At 40.0% G+C, this 26,423-nt stretch carries 22 protein-coding genes and 1 pseudogene; 20 read left to right on the forward strand and 3 right to left on the reverse strand.

Annotated elements, in window-relative coordinates; all coding sequences use genetic code 11:
* Positions 1-287: 287 nt before the first annotated feature.
* From L1266_RS08125 to L1266_RS08195, 15 genes and pseudogenes are all read left to right on the forward strand, one after another.
* Entirely contained in the window at positions 288-1,208 is a 921-nt protein-coding gene (locus L1266_RS08125; RefSeq protein WP_235377264.1) for a hypothetical protein, read from the forward strand.
* A gap of 350 nt (positions 1,209-1,558) precedes the next feature.
* On the forward strand, positions 1,559-2,479 hold the full coding sequence (locus L1266_RS08130) for a hypothetical protein (protein WP_235377265.1): 921 nt from the start codon (positions 1,559-1,561) through the stop codon (positions 2,477-2,479).
* 305 nt (positions 2,480-2,784) lie between these two features.
* Positions 2,785-4,329: an RHS repeat domain-containing protein gene (locus L1266_RS08135; RefSeq protein WP_235377266.1), complete on the forward strand. Its 1,545-nt coding sequence runs from the start codon at positions 2,785-2,787 to the stop codon at positions 4,327-4,329.
* A 705-nt stretch (positions 4,330-5,034) separates the two neighbouring features.
* Positions 5,035-5,364 (forward strand): type II toxin-antitoxin system PrlF family antitoxin, encoded by a 330-nt coding sequence (locus L1266_RS08140; protein WP_138599422.1) that lies wholly within the window; start codon positions 5,035-5,037, stop codon positions 5,362-5,364.
* Between the two features lie 20 nt (positions 5,365-5,384).
* A pseudogene (locus L1266_RS08145) lies at positions 5,385-5,840 on the forward strand (type II toxin-antitoxin system YhaV family toxin).
* Positions 5,841-6,151: 311 nt separating this feature from the next.
* Complete coding sequence (locus tag L1266_RS08150) at positions 6,152-6,346, forward strand: (2Fe-2S)-binding protein (RefSeq protein WP_054554573.1); 195 nt, start codon at positions 6,152-6,154, stop codon at positions 6,344-6,346.
* Between the two features lie 158 nt (positions 6,347-6,504).
* Positions 6,505-8,037: a phospholipase D family protein gene (locus tag L1266_RS08155; protein WP_235377267.1), complete on the forward strand. Its 1,533-nt coding sequence runs from the start codon at positions 6,505-6,507 to the stop codon at positions 8,035-8,037.
* A 254-nt stretch (positions 8,038-8,291) separates the two neighbouring features.
* On the forward strand, positions 8,292-10,547 hold the full coding sequence (locus tag L1266_RS08160; protein ID WP_054554571.1) for an acyl-CoA dehydrogenase: 2,256 nt from the start codon (positions 8,292-8,294) through the stop codon (positions 10,545-10,547).
* Between the two features lie 145 nt (positions 10,548-10,692).
* Positions 10,693-11,640: an aminoglycoside phosphotransferase family protein gene (locus L1266_RS08165; protein ID WP_235377268.1), complete on the forward strand. Its 948-nt coding sequence runs from the start codon at positions 10,693-10,695 to the stop codon at positions 11,638-11,640.
* Positions 11,641-11,642: 2 nt separating this feature from the next.
* Positions 11,643-12,614: a Gfo/Idh/MocA family protein gene (locus L1266_RS08170; protein WP_235377269.1), complete on the forward strand. Its 972-nt coding sequence runs from the start codon at positions 11,643-11,645 to the stop codon at positions 12,612-12,614.
* 143 nt (positions 12,615-12,757) lie between these two features.
* Entirely contained in the window at positions 12,758-13,387 is a 630-nt protein-coding gene (gene upp, locus L1266_RS08175; RefSeq protein WP_054554568.1) for a uracil phosphoribosyltransferase, read from the forward strand.
* Positions 13,388-13,396: 9 nt separating this feature from the next.
* Positions 13,397-14,635 carry a uracil-xanthine permease family protein gene (locus L1266_RS08180; protein WP_209328095.1) on the forward strand — a complete coding sequence of 413 codons (1,239 nt, stop codon included), beginning with the start codon at positions 13,397-13,399 and terminating at the stop codon, positions 14,633-14,635.
* Positions 14,636-14,773: 138 nt separating this feature from the next.
* Positions 14,774-16,516: an HAD-IIB family hydrolase gene (locus L1266_RS08185; protein ID WP_235377270.1), complete on the forward strand. Its 1,743-nt coding sequence runs from the start codon at positions 14,774-14,776 to the stop codon at positions 16,514-16,516.
* Positions 16,509-17,729: a hypothetical protein gene (locus L1266_RS08190; RefSeq protein ID WP_054562434.1), complete on the forward strand. Its 1,221-nt coding sequence runs from the start codon at positions 16,509-16,511 to the stop codon at positions 17,727-17,729. The genes L1266_RS08185 and L1266_RS08190 overlap by 8 nt, the downstream gene beginning before the upstream one ends.
* 12 nt (positions 17,730-17,741) lie before the next feature.
* The gene (locus L1266_RS08195; protein ID WP_235377271.1) at positions 17,742-19,511 is read left to right on the forward strand and encodes a sugar phosphorylase; all 1,770 of its coding nucleotides are present in this window, start codon (positions 17,742-17,744) and stop codon (positions 19,509-19,511) included.
* 12 nt (positions 19,512-19,523) lie between these two features.
* Here L1266_RS08195 and L1266_RS08200 read toward each other — a convergent pair whose 3' ends face one another.
* Positions 19,524-20,567, reverse strand: coding sequence for an ABC transporter substrate-binding protein (locus tag L1266_RS08200; RefSeq protein ID WP_235377272.1), 1,044 nt, complete (start codon positions 20,565-20,567; stop codon positions 19,524-19,526).
* A gap of 120 nt (positions 20,568-20,687) precedes the next feature.
* Here L1266_RS08200 and L1266_RS08205 point away from each other — a divergent pair, with 120 nt between their 5' ends.
* Positions 20,688-21,074, forward strand: coding sequence for a cytochrome b562 (locus tag L1266_RS08205; RefSeq protein ID WP_054554562.1), 387 nt, complete (start codon positions 20,688-20,690; stop codon positions 21,072-21,074).
* A 52-nt stretch (positions 21,075-21,126) separates the two neighbouring features.
* Here the strand turns inward: L1266_RS08205 and ykgO are convergent, their stop codons facing one another.
* Both ykgO and L1266_RS08215 read right to left on the reverse strand, forming a co-directional pair.
* A complete protein-coding gene (ykgO, locus tag L1266_RS08210) occupies positions 21,127-21,264 on the reverse strand; it encodes a type B 50S ribosomal protein L36 (RefSeq protein ID WP_054554561.1) in 138 nt (45 codons plus the stop codon).
* An 18-nt stretch (positions 21,265-21,282) separates the two neighbouring features.
* Complete coding sequence (locus tag L1266_RS08215; protein ID WP_054554560.1) at positions 21,283-21,534, reverse strand: type B 50S ribosomal protein L31; 252 nt, start codon at positions 21,532-21,534, stop codon at positions 21,283-21,285.
* A gap of 249 nt (positions 21,535-21,783) precedes the next feature.
* On the opposite strand from L1266_RS08215, the gene L1266_RS08220 reads away from it, so the two are divergent.
* The 4 genes from L1266_RS08220 to L1266_RS08235 all read left to right on the forward strand — a co-directional run bounded on the left by L1266_RS08220 (position 21,784) and on the right by L1266_RS08235 (position 26,346).
* Positions 21,784-22,008 (forward strand): hypothetical protein, encoded by a 225-nt coding sequence (locus L1266_RS08220; protein WP_410445870.1) that lies wholly within the window; start codon positions 21,784-21,786, stop codon positions 22,006-22,008.
* A gap of 85 nt (positions 22,009-22,093) precedes the next feature.
* The gene (locus L1266_RS08225) at positions 22,094-22,780 is read left to right on the forward strand and encodes a response regulator transcription factor (RefSeq protein WP_166340775.1); all 687 of its coding nucleotides are present in this window, start codon (positions 22,094-22,096) and stop codon (positions 22,778-22,780) included.
* 98 nt (positions 22,781-22,878) lie between these two features.
* The gene (locus L1266_RS08230) at positions 22,879-24,114 is read left to right on the forward strand and encodes a sensor histidine kinase (RefSeq protein ID WP_235377273.1); all 1,236 of its coding nucleotides are present in this window, start codon (positions 22,879-22,881) and stop codon (positions 24,112-24,114) included.
* 87 nt (positions 24,115-24,201) lie between these two features.
* Positions 24,202-26,346, forward strand: a complete 2,145-nt coding sequence (locus L1266_RS08235; protein WP_166340777.1) for a TonB-dependent receptor — start codon at positions 24,202-24,204, stop codon at positions 26,344-26,346.
* Positions 26,347-26,423 lie beyond the last annotated feature (77 nt).

The following is a 26,423-nucleotide window of genomic DNA, read 5'->3' on the forward strand; positions in this document are numbered from 1 at the left end:
TGTATATAAGCAATAGTTTAATAGAAGTTCTCAACGTGTAGGGCATTTTATGATGGACAAGTACAAGTTACAGATTGGCTTTAAATCGATAAAATGTTACCCCTATTTGGCAAATTTAAAGCAACATCAAGGCGTAAGTTTGCGCTATTTGTCGAGCAAGGAAAATAATTGGGTGACTATTTCAATTACACTATTCGCGTGTTAGTAAGATTGTTGCAAAAGGAAAGACCTGATCCCTAGATGCTTGCTGACACTGCTACAATCTCAATGACTCCAGTTGGTAAATAATGGACAAAATATTAGAAAAATTTTTACGTAAGCGTAAGCTGGCGATAAAAAATCCTGAAAAGTATAGAAAGGTTTATATAAATAATACAAGAGAGCTTAATTTTTATATTGAGCAAGGAGAAACGAAAAGAGGTATACCTAGCAATGATAAATTGCCTTTCTTTAACTGGGAGGTATTAAATACAGAGTTGTCAATTCCATGTGATTATTATGAGATGGATGCACAAGCTAGTTTTGTAGATGATAACTTACTTGATTTAGGTAAGTTAAGCATATGCTTAACTTATGGATATCACCTGCTTATGATAGAAAACTATAACCTAAAACGCTTCACGCATCGCTTTAGTCGTGAACCTTTAAGGTTGGTATCACCAACATCTGTATTTCAGCTAAGTATTGCAGTGATATTGCATAATAATGAATATGCTCGCCAAATTTATACGTTATATCAAGCAGGTTACATGAAGCACTGGGTGAATAGATCAAAAAGTCACATTGGTGATTTTATTATCTTGCTGTTTGATAAGGTAAAAGGTGACAATACTTTAAAACCGATCGTAGATGATTTTGCTTACCAATATATTATAGATAACTGGGATAGTACAGACTTAACAAAAGTTACCTCTTATCTAAATCAGTTATGTGACGATCAAGTCGCTCAGGTTGCATCACCACCGAGTAAGATGTTTTTTGAGTTCGATAATATGAACTGGCAATTTACACCTTATGCTGCACTTATGCTGCTAACGCTAAGAGCACAACATGGATTTGAAAACCCTGATTTTGAGCACCCTGGTTTTGGCAATGTTACTTCTTTACTATTAACGCAGCCTGTAGCCCCTGAAAAAGATGAGGTGCTTGAACAGCTTGTAGTCAAATTACATGAGCAAGGCTTTGATGAAAAAGCGTTACTAGCGTAGCATCTAAAAAGTGTCACTAAATGGTCAGGTCTTTATTTTTGCCTTTTAGCTAGTCCAAAGTTGTATATCAGCAATGGTTTAATAGAAGTCATCAACGTGCTGGGCATTTTACGATGGACAAGCACAAGCTCCAGAGTGGCTTGAAATCGACAAAGTGTTACTTCAATTTGACAAATCTAAAGTGATAGCAAGGCTAAAGTGCGCGGTATTTGTTGAGCAAAGAAAAGAGTTGGGTGATTATTTCAAGCTGCACAATTCAAGCATGAAGTATGGTAGTGGCAAAAAGCAAGACCTGACCCCTAGATGCTTGCTGACACAGCTACAACCTCAATGACCCCAGTTGGTAAATAATGGACAAAATATTAGAAAAATTTTTACGTAAGCGTAAGCAAGCAATTAAAAACCCAGAAAAGTATAGAAATGTCTACGATAGAAATATAACGAGAATTACTTTTTACTTAGAACATGGCAAAACAAAAGGTGAAGAATTTTTTAATGAGAGTTTACCTTTTGCTCCTTGGGAAAAGCTTAATGTTGAATTGTCAATTCCAGGTTATTTTTATGAAATGCAGGCACAAGCTAGTTTAGTGAAGGGTAGCGTACTCAATATCGAGCAGTTGGGATATTATTTGAGCTATGGGTATTATCAGCTAACTATTGCTCATATAAGACAAAAGCGCTGTGTTATTCGCTTCGGGGAAGATAATGAAAGAGTGATATCACCTGGAAGTGTATTTCAATTAGCTACAGCTGTTTTATCACATCAGTATGATTATGCGCAGCAATTTTATAAATTATTTCAAAATGGTTACATGAAAAATTGGATAAACCGTTCGAAAAGTCATATAGGTGACTTTATTATCCTGTTGTTTGATAAGGTAGAAGGTGGCAATACCCTAAAACCGATCGTAGATGATTTTGCTTACCAATCTATTATAGATAACTGGGATAGTACAGACTTAACAAAAGTTACCGCTTATCTAAATCAGTTATGTGACGATCAAGTCGCTCAGGTTGCATCACCACCGAGTAAGATGTTTTTTGAGTTCGATAATATGAACTGGCAATTTACGCCTTATGCTGCACTTATGCTGTTAACGTTAAGAGCACAACATGGCCTTAAGAACCCTGATTTTGAGCACCCTGGTTTTGGCAATGTTACTTCTTTACTATTAACGCAGCCTGTAGCCCCTGAAAAAGATGACCTGCTTGAAAAGCTTGTAGTCAAATTACATGAGCAAGACTTTGATGAAAAAGCGTTACTAGCGTAGCATCTAAAAAGTGTCACTAAAATGGTCAGGTCTTTCTTTTTGCCTTTTAGCTAGTCCAATGTTGTTTATAAGCAATGGTTTAATAGAAGTTCTCAACGTGTAGGACATTTTATGATGGAACAAGCACAAGCTCCAAAATGGATTTAAATCGATAAAATATTACTCCTATTTGGGAAATCTAAAGCAAAACCAAGGCGTAAGTTAGCGGTAATTGTCGAGCAAAGAAAAGAGTTGGGTGATTATTTCAAGCTGCACAATTCAAGCATGGAGTATGGTAGTGGCAAAAGGCAATACCTGACCCATGTGTGGAAACATTATATCTCAAAGGGCTATATGAGCGTTCAACATTGCCTTCAGGAAATGTTGAACACAAATACTATGTTGGGAATACTGTAGTAATTGACAGTACGGATGCTAAGCAAAGTAAAACTTTATATACGCATAAGGAGCATCTAGGCTCTACCGTGACGGTAACAGACGCGAATGGCAGTGTTATTCAGCACATAAACTATGATGCGTGGGGGAAACAAAATCGGTTCTATACTAGTAGATCATTAGTTTCTTTGTTGAATCAACAAAGCCCCGTGGAAAGTAAAGGTTATACAGGTCACAAAGAAATATCGGATTTAGGTATTATCCATATGAACGGTCGGATCTACGATCCAACCTTGGGGAGATTCCTTCAAGCTGACCCACATATTCAGGCTCCGATGAATAGCCAGAACTACAACCGTTATTCGTATGTTCTAAATAACCCGATGAGCTATACAGATCCGAGTGGGTATTTCTTTAAATCTCTCAAAAAGTTTGTGAAAAAGTATTGGAAAACGATTGTTCAAATAGGCATTACAGTGATGACTGCTGGAGCTGGGTTAGCTTGGGCAATTGCAGGTGGTGCATTATCTGGTTATGTTGCAACTGGCTCTCTAAAGGGGGCATTAGTTGGTGCATTTAGCGGGGCGCTTTTCTACGGTGCTGGTGAGTTAATTGCCAATAACGGGATACAAAATATACTTGGAAAAGGGCTTATTCGAGGGATGGCTGGGGGAATAAGCAGCGTCCTTTCTGGCGGTAAGTTTGGACATGGTTTTGCTGCCGCAGGCGTATCAAGTATGGCAGGAGGCAAGATTTATGCAGCCTTCAAGGATACGGGTGCAAGAGTTGTTGCTGCTGTTGTCGGTGGTACAGTTATTCAGGTTACAGGAGGTAAGTTTGCTAACGGTGCTTTAACTGCTGCATTCATGAAAGCGTATAATGACGCCAACCACCCTAAGTTTGAATCACCTGATGCTCCACTGGCTAAGTGGTTCAGAAGTATTGCTGATGGAGCGGCTCAACTTAGAAGTTCAATAGAAGGGGTAATGAGCGATATTGGTAACGGTATATCTAATACAATGAGTTCTTTAGCTGAAGACCCTGCTAGAACTGCTGTCAATACTGTCGTAATAGCAGGTGCGGGAACTTGTGCATTTACTGCTGGGGCCGGATGTGCCTTAGCCGCCACTGCTGCAACAGTAGGAGCTAGTGATATGCTGGAGCAAACAACTGGGTATGATCCAGTACAGCGAGGTACCGAAAAAGCTTTCATGGGGGCTGGCATGGATGCAGAAACTGCGAGGCAAGCTGCGGCTATTGGCGTAAATGTTCCCGGAGCTTTAACTGGAGCTGGTGCTACAACAAATATGTTCAGAGCATTAAGTGTTAACCAAACTATTAGCGCCTCTAGCGCTGCAAACGCATACTTATCAGCTTATAGCGTTAATGCTGCACAACGGGGGGTTCAGGAAATTGATTCGATTAATTACTATAGCTTTATTTGTTTGTTTTATTATCTCTTGTGGAGAAGGTAGGAAGTACTATCTTGCTACAGGGAAAGTGACCGACATATCTTGTGAAGATATTTGGAGGTCAAGTAACGTATTAAATATACGAGTAGTAAGTAAGGAGTTTGAATCTCCAATAAACTTTACTTCAAAATTGTGGAATGTTGATTGCTCTCAAGTTTCGAAGTTAATAAGCAAAGAGCAAGAAATTGAGTTTCAATATGAAAAGGCTGGAAGAAAGGGACCAGTATTGGTTTATTTAAAAGTTGAAGGTGTTGTAGTTGTGGATAATAAATAACAGATCAGCAAGGAAACAGTGTAATTAACTTCTAGTTAAGTTGCCCCTTCAACTTGGGAGCAACCTAAGCCAAGCAAACGAAAGCCAGCGGAAGCTGATTTTCTTTTATCTGCTAATTTAACCAATAGGCTCAGGTCTTTCTTTTTGCCTTTAAGATTATTGAAGCCTAATTTTTAGTTATTAACTAACCAAGATTGATACGTGAAAGGATGGCTAGGCCACTACGATTAGAGTTTGCAGGTGCTTTGTATCATGTTACGTCGTGAGGGAATGAGCGCACACTCAGCTAGCTGAGTGTCTAGACAAGTCCCCCCTTTCAGCATTAAGCAACTTGTGTATTTTCTAGCTCATTTTAAAAAGGTAATGCATTTTCATTGCCTGTTCGTTCGTACTAAAATCAAAGCTGATGAAGCAAATAAAAGACAGAGGTTGTTATGGCACAAGTTGTTTTAGAAACTGAATCAACATTGACAGACCGTTTTCAAACTACGGTGCCTAGCCCTGTTCGTAAGGCGTTGCACTTAGGTAAAAAAGATAAAATTAAATACACGATTCAATCTGATGGCAGCGTTGTTATTTCGCGTGCAGCAGTGCAAGAAAGCGATCCTGTACTTGGCGAGTTTTTATCATTCATAGCGCGTGATATGCAGGCTCATCCTGAAAGAATAGAACCGTTATCAGCAATTATGCGAGAAAACGTTGATGTGTTGATTGAAGGTGTAGAAATCGATTTAGATGCTCCGTTATTGGATGAGGACGAGTAAGTTTGCAAAAAACGATACCAATGGTCGTAAATGGTTAGACACTTTACACTCATCCATTGTTTAAAGAGCAATACATAAGCCTTAAAACACAAGTTGAGGCTCTTCGGAATAAAGATCCAAAGGGCTACCTTAAAAAAAATGCCACGAAACGATTAGCCGCTATTCAACGGTTAATCTTTGAACTCATACCGCATGATCCTACCAGCCCTGAGTTTCGCCAAGGAAGCACATTAGGTGATGATAACAAGCACTGGTTTCGAGCAAAGTTCTTCCAACAATACCGTTTGTTTTTTCGATATCATTTAGGGTCAAAAATCATCGTTTATGCATGGGTCAATGATGAAAATAATAAACGTGCATACGGTAGTAAAACCGATGCCTACAAAGTATTCGAAAAGATGTTAAATTCTGGTCATCCACCTGAGGGATGGGATGAACTTTTAAAAGCAGCTAAGGACGAGTTGCTCTTCCCATAATCAAGGCGCGTGTTTTTCCAGTTGTTGAAATGTTGGGTTCTTTGTTTTTTCATCGCCTAATGCTCTGTATCTGAGCCATCCTCTCTTTTTCTTTCAACTGCAACACTAACCACCCCTCAAAAAAGTTAGAAATTTTTTCTTTACTCGCCTTTAACTAACTGCCCAAATCATAAGGGAAAATTTTTAGTTGTGTGCCATTTATGAAATTTCAGTATAAAAGTTATGCAAATATTGCCTATAACACTATTGCGAACTATTACCGTTTAGATTAATATGCTGACCATCAAGAGAAATGAGAGTGGTTTGCATTCATGTATATCTGTTTATGTCATGGTGTGACTGATAAAAAAATCGAACAAACAATTGATGATGGCGCTATGACGATGCGCGATTTATCAAAAGAGCTGCAAGTGGGTAGCCAGTGCGGTAAGTGTTGCGGTTGTTGTAAAAAAATTCTTAATCGCAAACTGATCGAAATTGCAGATATCACTGAGCAAGTAGCGTAATTACTTGCTCTTAAGCATGCGTGCTTAACAATTTTTCCTTCGTTTAATTGTTCTAATTAATCCCCATACTTACGAGTTTTTATTTGCTTTTAACCCCTTCATTTATTAGGGTTATAACAAAGCAGATACGTGTATCACACGGTCATTGGTAGGAAGCCATGATAATAGACTCTTCAAAATCACTTTTTTGTGCAGTACTCATTTTAATCACCGCGGGCTGCGCGCAATTACCTTCACGAGAGTCCATTCAACCAAGCTATGCCATTGCAGCAGATACACCCAGTACCATAGGAGATGCAGTGGGTAATAATCATCCTGGGTTATCAGGGTTTTATCCTTTAGCAGATGGGGTCGATGCCTTTGTAGCTAGGTTGGCGCTCATTGATTCTGCAGAGCACACCATTGATGTGCAGTACTATTTATATCACAGGCAACAAACCACCATTTTATTTACGGCCTTTTTATTAAAAGCCGCAGATAGAGGGGTAAGAATTCGCCTGTTGCTTGATGACTTGTCGCAAGCCGACAGTGAGCTTGATTTAGCCGCTCTGGCTGTTCACCCTAATATTGAAGTTCGATTATTTAATCCATTCCCTAACCGTCGTTTTAGGGCGCTCGGCTTTATTACCAACTTTGGACAGCTTTCTAGGCGCATGCATAATAAGAGCTTTATAGTCGATAATCGTATTTTTATTACTGGTGGGCGAAACATTGGTAATGCGTACTTTTCGGCTGAAGATCATTCTGAGTTTATTGATTTAGATGTAATGAGTGTTGGTGAAATTGTTCCAAATGCATCAAAAGCATTTGATTTATATTGGAATCATCAATTGTCTTACCCAGTTGAAGATTTACACGGTAAACGTGATGAACAATCACTTATAGATATCACTAAAACATTGTCGAGCTATGTTGAACAAAACCGACAGAGCAATTATGTTCAGCAGCTGCATGAAAGCGAGTTTGTTAAACGCTTGCTTGATGACGAAATTACATTTGACTGGCAAACCTCAGAGCTGTTTTTTGATCATCCTGACAAGGTTTTAAATGAAGTGCGTGAAAAGTCGTCAAATATGTCGCCACGTTTACTTCAAAGGCTTGGGCAACCAGAGCAAAGAGTTATTATTATTTCGCCTTACTTTATTCCCAAAGAGCAAGGCGTTAAGTTGCTAACAAACTGGGTGCGGCAGGGCGTTAACGTTACTGTGCTAACAAATTCACTAGCCGCCACGGATGTCTCAGCTGTGCATGCAGGATATAAAAAGTACCGCAAAGATTTAATTTCTGGAGGGGTAAAACTTTGGGAATTAAAGCCAAGTGACTTGATGGCCATTAAGCGCAAAGCAGGGCGTAAGGTTACTGGGTCATCACAAGCAAGCCTACACGCAAAAACCATGACCTTTGATGATGAAAAGATCTTTGTCGGTACCATGAACCTTGACCCTCGCTCACTTGATTTAAATACTGAAATGGGTGTATTGATCAACAGTTCTAAATTAAGCCGATCACTATCAAAGTGGGTTGATACTGATATGGCTGAGTATGCTTGGAAAGTTGATTTAAAGGATGATGATTTAGTTTGGCTCGACACAGTGAGTAATGAGCAATTTGATGAAGAGCCACAAACGTCTTCTTGGCGACGTTTTCAAGTGTGGTTTATTTCGTTATTCCCTATCGAGGATGAGCTATAAAGCATTCCTTCAGCATTTACACCTAAGCCCAACTTTTTAGTTGGGCTTTTTATTGTCAGCCTTTAGTTGTTAACCATTTTGGGATAAAAAATAGCGTTTGAGCTTACACGTGTAAACCCATTGTATTCAAGTGCTTAGCATGCAAAGATAAAATAAATATAAAAAAATGTTAAAAAAAACTGGTTGGACCAATTGATCTATTGCTTATTTTATGACGTAATGTAGGTATTACTATCTGGTCGGATGAGTTTATTATGAGCTTACGTACAAAATTAAAAAAAGTATTACCTAGTATTTCAATTACAGAACAAGAAGCGTTAGATGCGGGTGATGTTTGGTTAGAAGGTTCAATCTACCAAGGTAAACCTGATTTCGATGCACTTCGTGACGTGCCAGCAGCTAAGCTGAGCGCTGAAGAGCAAGCATTCTTAGATGGCCCAGTGAAAGAATTATTATCAATGATTGATGATTCTGAAATTCAAAACGGTGTTCATCTTCCTGACTACATTCTTGATTTCTTGAAAAAAGAGCGTTTTTTCTCGCTTATCATTCCTAAATCATTCGGCGGTTTAGAATTCAGCCCTTATGCAAACTCAACAATCGTTGCGACTATCGCGACTAAGAGTTCTGCGGTTGCGGTAACCGTGATGGTTCCTAATTCATTAGGCCCAGGTGAGCTATTACTTCACTTTGGTACTAAAGAGCAACAAGATCACTACTTACCGCGTCTTGCAAATGGTCGTGATATTCCATGTTTCGCACTAACTAGCCCAGAAGCGGGTTCAGATGCGGGTGGTATTCCAGATATCGGTGTTGTTAAACGTGGTCAGTTTAATGGCGAAGAAGTGTTAGGTTTAGAAATTACCTGGGACAAACGCTACATCACACTTGCGCCAATTGCGACAGTATTAGGTTTAGCATTTAAAGTAGTTGACCCTGATGGTTTACTAGGTGGTAAAGAAAACCTAGGTATTACCTGTGCGCTTATTCCTAAAGATCACCCAGGTGTTGAACTTGGTAATCGTCATGATCCTATGGGTATCCGTTTTTACAACGGTACGACTCGCGGTGAAAAAGTATTTGTACCAATGGACTTCATCATTGGTGGTCAAAAGAACATCGGTCGTGGCTGGCAGATGCTGGTTAGCTGTTTAGGTGCAGGCCGTGGTATCTCGTTACCAGCACTAGGTGTTAGCTCATCACAAGTGGCATTCAAAGGTGCTTCTGAGTACGCAGCAGTACGTGAGCAGTTTGGTCTGGCGATTGGTCAATTCGAAGGTATCCAAGAAAAGCTTGCTGATATTGCAGGTAAAACTTATCTTCAAGAAGCAATGCGTGTATTAACAACAGAAGGTTTAGGCATGGGCTTAAAACCATCTGTCGTCACTGCGATTGCGAAATACCACATGACAGAAATTGGTCGTAACGTGCTTGATTCAGCAATGGATATTCAAGCAGGTAAAGCAATTCAAAATGGCCCGCAAAATACATTAGCAAGTGGATATGTTGCACAACCAATCGCAATCACGGTTGAAGGTGCAAACATTCTTACTCGTAACCTAATGATTTTTGGCCAAGGTGTAATGCGTTGTCACCCTTACCTTCAATCTATGGTTGAGTCTATCCATAGCGAAGACAAAAATGCAGATAAAGAATTCAACAGCATCTTACGTAAAACAGTAGGTTACAGCGTAGCTAACAGCTTACGTGCTTTCCGTTTAGGTGTATTACCGTTTACTGCCGGTGCTAAATCGTCACTACCCGAAGTACGTGAATACGAAAAAGCAGCGCATAAATTATCTGCAAAACTAGCAGTTTACGCTGACTTCTCGTTATTGGTACTGGGCGGCAAACTTAAGCAAGCAGAAATGTTATCTGCACGTTTAGGCGACGTAATGAGCTTCTTGTATGCGGCGATGGCATCAATTAAATATTACGAGCAAAAAGTAGCAAGCAGTGAACGTGAGCAAGCTGCGCCTTACTTCCACTATGCGACTCGCTTTGCACTACAAAGCGCTGAAGAAGCATTGCATAAGTTCTTAGATAACTTCCCTGCAAGTGGTACTCGTAAGTTTATGCGTTTCATTACGATGAACTACTCAATGAAAATGCCTAAAATCAGCGATGATTTAATCCGTGAACTTGCGACTCAAGCGCAAATGGATACGGCATTTAAAGCGCAAATCACTCACTTGGTTAATCCAATTGAAGGTGATGGTCATTACATCAATGAGCAAGCGTACAAAGCGAAAATGGCGTGCCTTGATTTACTTGCAAAAGTTAAAAAAGCACTGCGTGCTAAAACTATTAAGCCGGGTGTTCGTTTTGCAGAAACGCTTGATAATGCACTTGTTGCAAGTGTTATCAACGAAGAAGAGTATGCAAAACTGATTGATTACAACAAGAAACGTGAAAAAGCGATTCGTGTTGATGAGTTCGACTTTGACATGAACTTACTGGATGACAATGCAAAGCCAGTAAACCCACTTAAAAGTGTGGTAAACGAGTAATTCAACAATGCAAGTCCTGAGCAGTATTAGGACTTTATCTTCGAAAACCCGTGCTTAGCACGGGTTTTTTATTGCTTATAGGTCGTTGTACCAATAGCCAATATCACCTACCATTGCCATCGGTTTATATAAATTACAGAGCGTTATGGATCTTAGGCAATTTGTTACTTCTCACTTTTCAAACATTACAGAGCTACAGCAAGCGGCATCAGTATGGAGTGGTTGCGGTGAGATTATTCGTTGCCAAATGAATGGTGCTGCTAGGGTAATTAAAGCGATTGAAGTGCCAAGTCAGATCAATCATAGTCGTATAAAACAAAGTGACTTTGCGCTTGCCAGAAAGCGGCAATCTTACTTAGTCGAATTTAATTGGTATCGGCATTACGCTAAGCAATTGCCCCATGAAGCTGCGGCTATTCATTGTATTGAGGCAATCCAAGAGGGCAGTAAGCAAGCGCTGTTATTTAGTGATTTCAGTGCACTTGGCTACCAGCAAGCAAGTGCTACACACCTCGACATTGAAGCAATTATAAACTGGCTTGCACACTTTCATGCTTTTCATTTAGCAAGCTCTGCCGATGGCCTTTGGCCGCGAGGTAGTTATTGGCATTTAGCAACACGGCCTGATGAGCTAAAGCGTATGAGCGATTTAAGCTTAAAAGCGCAGGCACACGCTATTGATACTGCGTTGAATGAGTCACCTTACCAAACATTAATTCATGGTGATGCTAAGCTTGCCAATTTTGCTATTGCGCCACAAAACCAGCATGTTCTTGGCTATGATTTTCAATATGTAGGCAGGGGTGTTGGGGTGATTGATGTCATGTATTTTTTAGGCAGTTGCTTAAATGATACGGCATTAAAATCAGTTGCAGATGACTATTTAAATCGCTATTTTGACACCCTCACACAGGCACTAAAACGTTATCAACCAAATGTAAACCCACCGCATGTTGTTAGCAGTTGGCGAGCGCTTTGGTGTTACGCATGGTGCGATTTTTATCGCTTTTTAGCAGGTTGGAGCCCTGATCATGCAAAAATAAACGGCTACATGCAGCAGCAATTTGTAACGTACTTAAAAATAAAGGATTAGCAATGAATAAGCCAATGCGATTTGCCATTATCGGCTGTGGTGCTGTAACCGAAGTAAAAAGCGGCCCTGCTTATCAACAAGCAGAAGGTATTGCGCTTATTGGGGTGACACGTCGCGACTTAGAAAAAGCCCATGATTATGCTAAACGCCATAATGTTGCAAAGGTGTTCGCATCGCCAAGCGAACTCATTAACGATAACAGTGTTGATGCTGTGTATATTGCCACGCCGCCAGATAGCCATAAAGCGTATGCTCTTGAGGTTGCTGCGGCAGGTAAACCGTGTTGTATTGAAAAGCCACTGGCGCCAAGTTATCAAGATAGCCTTGACATTGTTACAGCATTTAAAGAGGCTAAACAGCCGCTATTTGTGTCTTATTATCGCCGTTCATTACCACGCTTTAATCACGTTAAACAATTACTTGAGCAAGGTGCCATTGGTAAGCCTCGTCATGTAAGTTGGCATTTAAGTAAAGCTCCTAACGCTCTTGATTTGTCGGGTGAATACAACTGGCGCACAGATCAAAACGTGGCACGAGGAGGTTACTTCGACGATTTAGCCAGCCATGGTCTTGATTTACTTGCTTACCTTTTAGGTGATTTTAATAAGGTGCATGGTTTATGTGCTAATCAACAAGGCTTATATTCTGCGTTCGATGCTATTACCGCGCACTGGCAGCATCAATCTGGTGTTACCGGCACTGGGAGCTGGAACTTTGCTTCATCTAATCGTTTTGATGATGTGATGATTTATGGCAGTGAAGGCGAGCTTAGCTTTAGTGTTTTTGACGAAAAGCCGATTGTGCTTAACAATGCACAGGGCAAACAACAGTTCGTAATTGATAACCCCGCGCATATTCAACAATATCATGTTGAAAACATGGCGAACTATTTTCATGCTCAGCAACCACACCCATCAAGCGGTGAAAGCGCACTTCATACAAGTTGGGTTATGGAGAAAATACTATCGGGTTGAAGAAGTTATACAGGTATGTTTGCTTTTTATTGAATAAAATTAAGTCATTTAAAAGAATTAATGCAAATGTTGTGCATTTTTTGCAGTAGAGCTCATTAATTTACGCTAAAATAGGCGTAATTTATTTCATTTAGGTTCTACTTATGTCTATCCATGTAATTACTCATCCGTTAGTTCAACACAAACTTGGCCTTATGCGCGCAGAAGGTATTAGTACTAAAAGTTTCCGTGAGCTAGCGTCTGAAGTAGGTACCTTGCTTACTTACGAAGCAACAAAAAACCTACCATTAGAAAGCGTACAAATCACTGGATGGGATGGTTCAACATTAGATGTAGAGCATATCAAAGGTAAAAAAATTACTGTTGTGCCTATTCTTCGTGCCGGCCTTGGTATGATGGATGGTGTAATGCAGTTATTACCTGCGGCAAAAGTAAGTGTTGTTGGTCTTCAGCGTAACGAAGAAACACTTGAGCCAGTTCCTTACTTTGAAAAACTAGTGGGTAAAATTGATGAGCGCTTAAGCCTCGTTATTGACCCAATGCTGGCAACCGGTGGTTCAATGATTGCAACTATTGATATGCTTAAAAAAGCAGGCTGTAAAGATATTAAAGTGATTGTATTAGTAGCAGCGCCAGAGGGCGTAGAAAAAACCCTTGCAGCGCACCCTGATGTTGAAATTTTCACAGCATCTTTAGATAGTCACTTAAACGAAAAAGGATATATCATTCCAGGCTTAGGAGATGCCGGTGACAAGATTTTTGGCACAGTGTAAGGCGCTCACGTGGAAAATCATCAAACATTTTCGTTAAAAACCATTCTAACTGGCGCGCAAATGCTGTTTGTCGCATTTGGCGCCTTGGTACTTGTGCCGCTACTGACAGGCCTTGATCCTAATGTGGCTTTATTTACCGCAGGTTTAGGAACCTTGTTGTTTCATGTGGTTACCAAAGGCCAAGTTCCTATCTTTTTAGCATCGTCTTTTGCTTTCATCGCACCTATTATCGCCTCGGTACAAATGTGGGGCATTCCCGCAACTATGGGCGGTTTGATGGTGGCAGGCTTTTGTTATGTTGCGCTTAGCTTGATTGTAAAATTTAAAGGCGTGAATGCACTGCATAAGGTGTTACCGCCTGTGGTTGTTGGCCCTGTGATCATGGTGATTGGTTTAGCATTAGCCCCCGTCGCTGTGAATATGGCAATGGGTAAAACAGGGGATGGCAGTGCACAATTAGTTCCTTATGATCAAGCAATTTGGGTGTCTGGTTTATCATTACTGGTTACGCTGATTTTTGCGGTATGGGGCAAAGGTGTATTTAAACTTATTCCTATTCTTGCTGGTGTGGTAGCAGGTTACCTTGCTTCGTTATTTATAGGTATTGTTGAATTTAATGCGGTCACTGAAGCAAACTGGCTAGCAGTGCCTGCATTTACTTACCCTGAGTTTAAGTGGCAAGCTATTTTGTTTATGGTGCCTGTAGCCATTGCGCCAGCAATTGAACATATTGGCGACATGATGGCTATTAGCCAAGTAACAGGTAAAGACTATTTAAAGAAACCGGGTTTACACCGCACTTTACTAGGTGATGGCTTAGCAACCTCTGCAGCATCGGTTTTTGGTGGTCCACCTAATACAACGTATTCTGAAGTAACGGGAGCGGTAATGCTTACACGTAACTTCAACCCTCGAGTGATGCTTTGGACCGCAATCATCGCTATTGTGCTGGCGTTTGTGGCAAAAATGGGCGCGGGTTTACAAACGATTCCGGTACCTGTGATGGGCGGCATCATGATTTTACTATTTGGCTCTATCGCCGTTGTTGGTTTAAATACCTTAGTAAAATCAGGTGAAGACCTTACCGCGCCTCGCAACTTGACTATCATCGCACTGATTTTAGTGTTTGGTATTGGTGGTATGCATATCGGTGGTGATGAGTTTAGTTTGCAAGGTGTGAGCTTATGCGCAATTTTGGGGATTATCTTAAATGCTGTTCTCCCCAAAGCAGTGCAACAAGCTGATTAGAACTTAAAAACTGCTTTAATATTGCACCAAAAAAGCGCATTAAATATGCGCTTTTTTTGTAACTAACTAAAATTTAAGGAATTATAAAACTGGTCTACTAACTGCATTTATCTCTATGTAATACTGGTAGGAGCGATTATGCAAGAGGCAAATGTTGTGGATATTACCCCGTTTTTAGCGAAGCATCAGTTACCACTCAAGTATCAATACTTAAGTGAGCAGTTTTTTATACCCCTCGCGCACGATATCTTAAGCGCAAAAATGACCGGCCAACCTATGCTGGTGGCGATTAACGGCTGCCAAGGCTCAGGTAAAACGACCCTCGCTGACTTCTTAGTGACCTGGGTTAATAGCAATACCGAATTTAATAGCGTGTCATTATCAATCGATGACTTTTATTTAAGTCGTACTGCACGCAATGAGCTTGCTAAAGATGTTCATCCTTTGTTTGCGAGTCGTGGTGTACCGGGTACGCATAATACGCAATTAATGGAACAAACCTTATCAGCTTTGTTGGCAGGTAAAGTGGATGTGCCATTACCTCAATTTGATAAACTAACTGATGATCCGGTACCAAAAGAGCAGTGGCCTAGTAACCAAAAGCCGATTGATATCGTGTTTTTTGAAGGCTGGTGTGTAGCCAGTACGCCCCAACAGCCTTATCAACTGCAAACTCCGGTAAATGAATTAGAGCAACTAGAAGATGCCGACGGCATTTGGCGACGCTGCGTAAATAGTTGCTTAGCGAATGAATATCAACATGTATTCGCAATGGCCGATTACACCATTATGTTAAAAGCGCCTTCATTCGAAGATGTGTATGCGTGGCGCTTAGAACAAGAGCATAAGTTAATTGCCAAAAAAGGCCAAGGGCAGGGCACATATGACGAAGTGAGTTTAAAGCGTTTTATCTCTCATTTTGAACGTATTACGCGGGAAAACTTAGCCACGCTTGCGTACAGCGTGGATGCGTTACTATTACTTGATACTGAGCGTGATATCACCAAGATGGAACTTCTCGCAGACCAGATTGCTCAACCAATTATTTTTACTGATTTAGACGGCACATTGCTCGATCACGACAGTTACGAATGTGAAGTGATCAAACCATTTTTGGCAAAGTTGAATGATACCGGTGTCAATGTGGTTTTTAATACCAGCAAAACCTTTGCTGAAGTTACTGATATTCAAAAAGGTTTGGATCATCACCAACCCTTTATTGTGGAAAATGGTGCGGCTGTTTATATCCCTAAAGACTATTTTAAAGTAAAGCCGATTGGCTGTGATGAATATAAAGGTTATTGGCGCTTTGCCATGACGCAAAGTACCGATAAATTGCATGACGACCTTAAACAATATGCCAGTCAATTTAGCCATTGTGTACGTTTGTTTAGCCAATTTAGTGCGCAAGAAATAGCCAAATTAACAGGGCTCCCCGTCGATAAAAGTGAATTGGCTCTACAAAGACAGTACTCAGATCCGGTTTGTTTTTCGGGCAGTGATGAAGAAAAGCAAGGTTTTATAGATGCAATGAGCCAAGCAGGCTACGAAGTGCTTGTTGGCGGGCGTTTTATCCATTTAATTAAAGGTAACAATAAAGGACTTGCACAAAAGTGGCTGTTAAATCAGTTCAAAAAAGCCTATCGCAATCCTTTTACTGTGATAGCGCTTGGCGACAGTCAAAACGATGTAGCCATGCTAAAGGCGGCCGACACCGCTATTTTAATCAATAACCCTGGCAGCCAAGTGCAATCACAAATATTACAAAAAGCATGGCAGCTCAGCGAAAAACCAGCCCCAGCAGGTTGGGTTCAAGAAGTTTCTGCGTTAACTATCATCAAAGCGCGTTTTGCAGCAAAACAGGAGCAATCTCATGGCTGATTTTTATCAAAATGGCATTATCACGACCTTACACAATATTGCTGACCGCCCAGTAGAAGAACTAGAAAAAGAGTTGTTGGGCTTTTCAAAACAACGCCCAATGGGCCTAATTTTACCCTCGCTTTACAGTGAACTAGAGGGGCCCGCTTTGCAAAATATAATTGCAGAGCTGAAACATGTGCCTTATTTATCGCAAATTACCATTGGTCTAGATCGCGCCGATGAAAGCCAATATCGTCATGCTCTGCAGTTTTTTGCGGAGCTTGATCAGCCTCATAAGGTACTTTGGAATGATGGCCCGCGTTTACAAGCGCTAGATAAAGAACTACAAAAATTGGGTGTTGCGCCACGAGAGCTAGGTAAGGGCCGTAATGTTTGGTATTGCATGGGCTATAAGTTGGCAACCTCAAAAGTAGAGTCAATTGCACTGCATGACTGTGATATTTTGACTTACGACAGAGCGCTTTTAGCACGCTTAATTTACCCCGTTGCTCACCCTCGTTTTAACTATGAATTTTGTAAAGGCTTTTACCCACGCACCGCTGAGGGCAAAATTAATGGTCGCGTGTCACGATTGCTGGTAACGCCGTTATTGCGTTCATTTAAAACCATTTTAGGCAGCAACGATTACTTAGAATATATGGATTCTTTTCGTTACCCGTTAGCGGGTGAGTTTTCATTCCGTCGCGATGTACTTAACGATATTCGTATTCCAAGTGACTGGGGCTTAGAAATTGGCGTGTTATCAGAGATGTATCGCAATTACTCGCATAACCGTTTATGTCAGGTCGATATTGCTGATAACTATGATCACAAACACCAAGACCTATCGCTAGAAAACCAAGCGGCGGGATTGTCGAAAATGTCGATTGATATCACCAAAGCTTTATTCAGAAAGCTCGCTACACAAGGCGTTACCTTTACGACAGAAACGATTCGTTCATTAAAGGCAACCTATTACCGAATTGCACTCGATTTTATTGAAACCTATCACAATGATGCGTTAATGAATGGCTTAACACTTGATATTCATCATGAAGAAAAAGCCGTTGAAATGTTTGCTCAAAATATTATGAATGCGGGTCAGCACTTTTTAGAAAACCCAATGGAAGCACCCTTTGTGCCGAGTTGGAACCGAGTAGCTTCGGCAATGCCGGAGGTGTTTGCTCGTTTAGAAGAAGCCGTAGAGCTTGATAACAAAGAATATATTTAACGGGGAAGGCACGTGACTTTAGAGCTTTTGCAACAAAGGGTTATTCAGCATTTAACCTGCATCTACAGCGAGGTTGAGCTATCAACAACGCTTGAACAACTCGCAGACAGACTAATTAGTACCATGTTAGGTGATGATCCTGTTCGGGACCCAACGCCGCATAAAAACCGTTGGGATGAGCAAGATATGATTTTAATCGCCTATGGTGATTCAATCATACGTCATGCTAATACTGATGAAGCCGTTGCTAAGCCTGAAGAGCCGCCTTTGCAAACGTTACATCGCTTTGTAAAAAACCAATGCTTACCTGAACTTAATGCACTGCACATCTTGCCGTTTTACCCATATAGCTCAGATGAAGGCTTCGCTGTAATGAACTATGTGCAAGTGAATGAAGCGTTAGGTAGTTGGCAACATATCCGCGATATTTCAGCGGATGTTAGGTTGATGGCAGATTTGGTGATCAACCATTGCTCTAGCCGCAGCGTTTGGTTTGAAAACTTTATTCAGGGCAAAGTGCCGGGAAAAGGGTATTTTAAAACGGCAAGCCCAAGTGACGACCTTGTACAAGTTGTACGCCCGCGAACATCGCCACTTTTACAAGCGGTAGAAACTAAAGATGGTTTGCAGCATGTGTGGTGTACCTTTAGTCACGACCAAGTTGATTTTGATTTTGCTAACCCAGATGTGCTTAATGAATTTGTCAGCATTATTCGTCATTATTTAGATAACGGTGTGCGTATATTTCGCCTTGATGCGGTGGCTTTTTTATGGAAAAAACTCAATACCCGCTGCATTAACTTACCTGAAACTCACGAAGTGATTAGGCTGCTTCGCACCCTTATTGAGCACTTTGAGCCTAATGTGATTATTATTACAGAAACTAATATCCCGAACCGCGAAAACCTATCGTACTTTGGTAATGCCAACGAAGCGCACTGTATTTACAACTTTTCATTGCCACCGCTGTTATTACACACTTTACTTAGTGGTGACAGCACCGCATTAAAGCACTGGATGATGAGTATGCCACCTCCTCAAGAAGGGACGGCATACTTTAACTTTATAGCTTCACACGATGGTATTGGCTTGCGCCCCGTTGAAGGCTTGTTGGAGCAAAGTGAAATTGCCGAAATGGTAAATACGACTGCGAAATATGGCGGTAAAGTCTCATTACGTACCGCCCCAGATGGCACCAATACCCCTTATGAGTTAAATATTGCCTTATTTGATGCTCTGCAGGGCACCCATAAAGGCCCAGATAAATGGGGGGTTGCACGCTTTTTATGTGCGCATGCCATTATGTTTGCGCTTGAGGGTATTCCAGGTTTGTATATTCATAGCCTACTCGGTACTACCAATGATTATGAACGCTTTGAAAATAGCCAACATAACCGAGCGATTAATCGTCACCGCTGGCAAGAGTCAGATTTACTGGCCAAGTTAAGTAACGAAAATGCCCATCATCGTACTGTGTTTAAAGCGATGAAAAGCCTAATGGCTATTCGAAAGGCGCAAAGTGCATTTCACCCCAATGCGACGCAATATACGTTACATTTAAGCGAAGGGCTCTTTGGTTTTTGGCGACAAAGCATCAATCGTTCGCAAAGTATGTTTTGTGTTTATAACATTAGTGACGAGCCGCAAACGCTTACGCTTGCCGACTTAAATTTGATTGGTACCGAGCAATGGCGAGATTTAATTAGCGGTGAGCAAATTACCGAGCAGACAAAAACAATGTCGCTAATGCCATACCAAGCTGTATGGCTCAGTAATAAGTAATGTAAACGCCCTTTACAGTGCGCTTTTGGTTGCTTCTAACAGAAGTGATTCAACACTGAAGGGAAGGGGATTTTCATTTGATTTACTGAAAACGCGAAAGTTAATTGCTAAGTTATCACTGTGAATTTGTTCAACAAGCTTGAGTGTTTGTTCGTTATGTTGGCTGAAAATTGCCACTTCATGATGCATAGGTGCGGTTTCGTGTTTATTCAATAAATCATAAATATTTACCAAAGCAAACGCCCCCAACGTAACATGGCCGCCGATAGTGACGTCTATCTTCTCTGCTACGGCTCTGAGCGGCCAATTTATTGCTCCAACTAATACATCTTTGCGTTTGTTTAACTCATCAAGCGCAGTAATTGCTCCTAATGCCATAGCATCGTTGGCAGCCCAGACAATATTCATGTTTGATTGATGGCTAAAGTAGCCAAGACTATGGCGATACGCTTGTGTTGCTGACCAGTTGGCAACCGTTTTTGCGGTGATATTAGCATTCTCATGCGTTTGAACACTTTGATTTAAACCTTCTTCTCTATCAAGTGCTGCATGGGTGGTGTAATCACCATTTATAGCGAGAAAATTGGCCGCGTACTGAGCTTTTTCAATCAGTTTATCTGCGAGTAATTGCCCTGCTTGTTTGTTGTCGGGTTCCACACTACCTGCGATTTTAATGCCATGATCAATCAAACGTTTTAGTTCTAATTCTGATGGGCGGTTAAGTAGAAAATAAATAGGTGTAGAGGTGCTATTTAAGCTTAAAAGTTGTTGGGTGAGCACGCTTTTTTCGTCAACTAAAATCAGCATATCAGGCTTTGCTTTAATCGCCTTAGCTACTAATGACTTCATTTCAATATGATTTCGATTGGCATAATGAATCGTTAAATCGAGATCAAAGTCTTTGGCAGCATCACGCATCAACTGAGACACTTCAAACCAAAATGGGCCTGTGACATTCGTATTTTCATAGCCAGGGTTTATAAAAATAATACTTTGTTTGGCAAAAACACTTGGTAAGTAAAATAGGCAAATAATGAAAAATACTGTTCTTAGCATAATCTGATTAGGTTAAAAGGTTGGTATGGTGAAGTATAGCGCGAATTGGTAGGTTTGAGATTGGGTTTATTATTTGTTTCGCTTTATAATGGTCCATAAATAGCATTTGGTTGAGGGTGTATGAAAGCCATTATTATTAGTATTTTAATCGTTTTTTCGAGTGTGAGTGTAGCCTCTGATATTGATCTTGAGGCCAATATGAAAAATATGGGGCTTGCTTATAAAAACTCCGTACGGGCTACTGATTTAGCTACCTTTAATGCCGCTATTGATGAGTTTATTGTGTTGTTAGAGACAGCTAAAACAGCTGATTTTAAACAGCATAAAACAGCGTCTCTAGAAGGGCTTGATAAAGTCATAAATCAAGCAAAGCAAGCGAAGCAACTTGCAACGACTCGTGGCCTTGAAGCTGCAAAAGCGCCGCTTAAATCTATTGATGAGTTACGTAAAAAATACCATGAGCTACATGAGCCGCCAGGCTTTTGGGAGTTGTTATTTGGCAACTAAGCTATTGAGTTAGATTTACTTTAATTAAAAAAAAGGTGCCGAGGCACCTTTTTTAACGCTTTTTCTTTTTACCTTGAACTGCTTTAAAACGCGGGTTGTCTTTATTAATAACATAGACACGACCTTTACGTTTTACGATTTGGCAGCCCGGGCGGTTCTTAGCGCTTTTTAATGAACTTAATACTTTCATGTTCTTTCCTTAAAGCAACTATTTGCTCGCCAAGTTTTTGAAACGACGATTAAACGCTGCAACACGGCCATCGCTCGCAACGGCTTTTTGTTTACCGGTATAGAACGGGTGCGAATCGCTTGATACGTCAATTGGTACATAAGGATAAGTTTTGCCTTTAAGTTCGATCGTACGTGTAGTTTTGATTGTCGAACCAATAATAAAGTAGCTGTCTGCCGCTGTATCATGAAAAGCGACTTGCTGGTAATCAGGGTGGATATTTGGCTTCATAATGCACCTGTTTGTTATGTGATAATGTAGCGATTATAGGGTGGTTGACTATTTAGATCAAGATAAAAATGATTCTTATTTATATCGCATTGTCTTAAATTTGTACAAGCTGAACAATCAATAAGCAGTTAGATTTAAAAAGCTGGATATTGTCGATAAGGCTGTTATAACTAGGTATGCGTGCTTATTTTTAAGAGGGATATGGAAGTGAATGATAAAACTAGCCGTGAAGAACTAGATCAAAATGTAATGAACACGCTTCGCGATAAAGACCATTCTGTTTTAGCTAATCATGTAGACACCTTGTCGTGTACTCACAACGATATTATTGAATTATTGGCCCAGTATTTAGCGTTAAGTGAACAAGATGATGATGAGCGTTTCGATACCTGGTTTGATAATCTAAGTAAAGAGCAACACACTGTCGTAAAAACTTTTGAAGTGTATCGAGGTCAGTACGAGCATTTAGATTAATCGTAAGTAACGTTTCCTTTATTGCCTTTTATAGGGGCAGACTTTATCATTGTAAATACAATTAATTCTTATTTGTTTTTACCTTGTGGCTGAAATTAACGTTTTACTGATAGAAGATGACACTACACTGAGTAGTTATTTAAAAGATTTATTAACAAAATCAGGTTATTGTGTTGAACAATGTTTTGATGGTGAGGTTGGTTTACAACTTGCGTTAAAGCAGCAGCATCATTTGGTATTGTTAGATAAAATGCTACCAAAATTAGATGGTGTTAGCTTGCTTAAGTTGCTGAGAAAATCATCTCAAGTACCGGTAATCATGGTGTCAGCAAAAGGTGCAGAAGAAGAACGAATAGTCGGTTTAAGTCATGGTGCCGACGATTACGTGGCTAAACCTTTTAACACTAAAGAGTTATTATTGCGTATTGAAAGCCTGCTCAGGCGAAGTCAAAGTAATACGCAGATTACAAATCAGTTTGAAATTACAGTCGATGGCTTGTATTTAAATGCAGCAACGCAATCGATTCAAGTAAATTCACAATCTATTGAGTTTACACCCATTCAATTTAAGTTACTTTGGGAGCTTGTTGCTAACAAAAACAAAGTAATTTGCAAATCATCGTTATATGAATCAGTTTTGAATAAAAAGTACGGCGCTTATGATCGAAGCCTTGATATGCATCTAAGTCGTGTAAGAAGAAAGTTGACCCTTGCAAATTGGAATGGTGAACGTTTACAAACGGTTCATGGCAAAGGTTATTGTTTCAAATGAAAAGGCGTTTGTTATGGAAGCTATGCTTAATCTTAGCCACAGGACTAGTGTCTTTTTTTTATCTGATCCATATTTTCACCCTAAAAACTGAAGAGAGTATGAGTTTTATTGCCGAGCAAGATCGTGCTCAATTAAAAGCATGGGCGGCTAAAGCTGAGTCTTTCTATGATGCTGGAGAATTACAAGAATTAGAGTCCTGGCTTAAGAAACTTAAAGAGCAAGAGCATACTTATGTCGCAATCGCTGGATTTAAGGCTTTGCATATAGCGGGAGATGAAATAGATAAACATATAGTGGGGGCTTATCATTTTGGAAGAAGTATCGAATGGAAAATACATTTGTATTTTGCTGAAAACCCCGTTATGGAGCTTCCCTTTTCGAATGGGGAGATGAGTTTCTTAATAAAACTGCCTGAACGTATGCGTCCTGGGAGCCATTGGACAACAACAAAGTTTGCCTTACAAATTCTTGTACCTATGCTGGTTTTGGCTATTTTGTCATTCACAATTTATTTTCACATCATTACACCTTTACAAAAACTTAAAAGAGCTACAACTGAATTTAGTCGAGGAAATTTTTCAGTACGCGTCGCTGAACATTTAGGTCGTCGTAATGATGAGCTGGCTGATTTGGCTAAAACCTTTGATAAAATGGCTATCAGAATAGGTGAATTGATCAATGCTCAAAGACAGCTAATAGGTGATTTATCTCATGAGTTACGAACGCCGCTTACTCGGTTAGACATTACAGTTTCTAATTTTGAACTAGAGAATGCAGAGGTATATTTAAAGCGAATAAATCGAGAGTCAAAGCACATTCGTAAACTAGTTGAAGATAGCTTAACACTGGCTTGGCTTGATAATGAAAAGCCAATTCTTCAACAAGAAAGTGTGGATTTAGTTGATTTACTAGATGTACTTCTAGATGATGCCCGATATGAATTCCCAGAACATAATATTATTTTTACTTCTGAAGACAGTGCATTGGTTTACAACACCTGTCACAGAGCACTTGCTCCTGCGATAGAGAATATTATCCGCAATGCGTTACGTTACACACCAATTGGCAAAACGGTTAGTGTTACATTAATAAATGAAAGTAACTATTTTTTAATAAGTGTATGCGATCAAGGCCCAGGTATTCCATCACAGTATTTAGAAAAGGTATTTGAACCATTCTTTAGAGTTGACCAAGCGCGAATCGCTGAAGGTGATAGTTTTGGCTTAGGGCTTGCTTTAGCAAAACGTCATTTAGAGAGTGTCAGAGCATCTGTCAAATTACAGAACAATGCAAAGTTAGGTCTGACTGCAGTGATAATGATTCCTATTTACTAAATGTAACAATTGTAAAATTGCTACTTTTATCCTTTCTAAATAGTAATAATTCTAATTAACTTCTAATTGTTAACTAGAGAATCACTCATGCAAACCAAAATAAGTAACCAGCATCGATTTAAATTAAATACTTTAACCGCAATCATTTTGTCTACAGCTTCGACCTTTTACGCTAATGCAGAAGACTTAGAAAAAGTAGATGGCGAAAAGAAGATAGAAAAAATTACCGTAGTGGGTGCAACAACAAATTCTGCAATTACACCCGAAGAGCTTGAAAGTTATCAGGCAAATGATTTAGAAGATATTTTTCGACACACCCCTTCAGTTACCGTTGGTGGTTCATTAGGAATCGCGCAAAAAATATTTGTACGTGGCATTGAAGATTCAATGTTAAATGTCACTGTAGATGGTGCCCCGCAGACAAGTACATTATTTCACCATATAGGTCGTGTGGCTATTGAACCTGAATTGTTGCGTAGTGTTGAAGTACAAGCTGGGGCTGGTGAAGCAACTGCGGGAAGTGGTGCAGTTGGCGGTGCAATTCGTTTCAAAACAAAATCAGCAGATGATCTGCTTAGTGAAAGCGAGCAGTTCGGCGGTATACTTAAAGCTAGTTACTTCTCGAATGAAGGTCACAAAGAAAGCATCTCTTTATTTGGCCGCGTGACTGAGTCTGTCAATGTTCTGGCATCGTATGTAAATGTTAGTCGTGAAGATATGGAAGACGGTGATGGAGAAGAAATTCCTGGAACCGGGGCAGATCAAACTTTAGGATTTGTTAAGGTCAACGCTGAACTAACTGAAAACCAAACATTAACAGTTAGTTATGAGAGAAGAAAAGAAGAAGGTGAGTTTGGAAAACAAACTAACTGGGCACCTTTAGAGACAGATCCTTTGTTTGATTCTTGGGGCGAGCGTGAAACATTTGTTATCAATCATGCATGGTACCGTAGTGATTTAATTAATCTTGAGACCACGTTATATCAAACTGAATCATCATTTAAACGAGAACTTTACACATGGGATGCATCAATTAAAACGACAGGTTTTGATTTTCGCAACATCTCAGACTTAGGCTCACACTCAATAACTTATGGTATAGAGCAAAAGGTGGATGAAGTTGACTCTCAATCATATGAAGACTTTGGTGGGATTTTTGATGAAGAAGGCACTGTAACAGGACTTTATTTACAAGATCATTGGCAGCTCACAGATGCTTTATTACTCAGCCTAGGTGTACGCTATGATGCTTATGAACTTGACCACAAAGGTGAAGAGGCTAACTGGATTAAAGTTGATGGTGTTTGGGTCGTTGAAACTGACACAAATGGCAACCCTATTACCTCATCAAGTGAATACTCTACAGATAAGCAAGATGGTTTTAGTGGTAACCTAGGCTTCACCTATCAGTTTAATGAAAGCATTAAACTGACGGCGGGTTATGCGCAAGCACTCAGAGGTCGTCAAGTCGCAGATGCATTTACTGTGGGTGAATTAACTCCTAACCCAGCTCTGGAGCCGGAAGAGGTTGAAAATGCCGAGGTTGGTTTAGAATATAATGATGGAACTTGGTTATTTGAAGCGTCTGTATATCAAAGTACTATCAATGATGTGGTATTCGATAAATTTAAAGGTCGGGAAGGTGTTTTTTATGAAAACATTGGCGATCTTGAAACACAAGGTGTTGAGCTTGTAGCAGGTTATCAAGCGGATAACTTTGATATTATCATTAGTTTTAACCATAACGACGTTGAGCTTAATAATACTCAATTTGTATGGCCCGATACAAATACGGACTCAGGGTACAGTGTAGTTGAGTTGGATGGTATTGAACTTGCGGCGTATGAGTATGGCGGTTTAGGTAATGCGGTTGGTGACTCAATTAATGTTAACTTTAATTATCAAATTAGTGATGATTTAAAATTTGGCATTAACTATCAGAACGTTGCAAGCTTAAATAATATTGAAGTTTTTCATCGCTCGATGGAACTTGGTTGGGTTAGTGAGTTAGAAACGATCAATAAACCTGGCTATGATCTGGTTGATGCTTATGTGAGTTATGAGCCGTTTGAAAGTTTGCGATTAGATATATCTATTCAAAACTTATTCGATGAATCTTATCGTAGTCATGGTAGTGTCGCTGATTACGGCCACATCCCAGGATACGAAAGCGTGGTGGGCATAAAAGAACAAGGCCGCGATATACGTTTAAGTGCTTCATATCGTTTCTAAATTAATTTCTTGATATTTACATATTGAAGTTATTTAGTTCACATAGCTGCACTGTGTTTTTCTAGTACAGTGCAGTA

Source organism: Pseudoalteromonas sp. Cn5-37 (assembly GCF_021532495.1).
GTDB classification, from domain to species: domain Bacteria; phylum Pseudomonadota; class Gammaproteobacteria; order Enterobacterales; family Alteromonadaceae; genus Pseudoalteromonas; species Pseudoalteromonas simplex.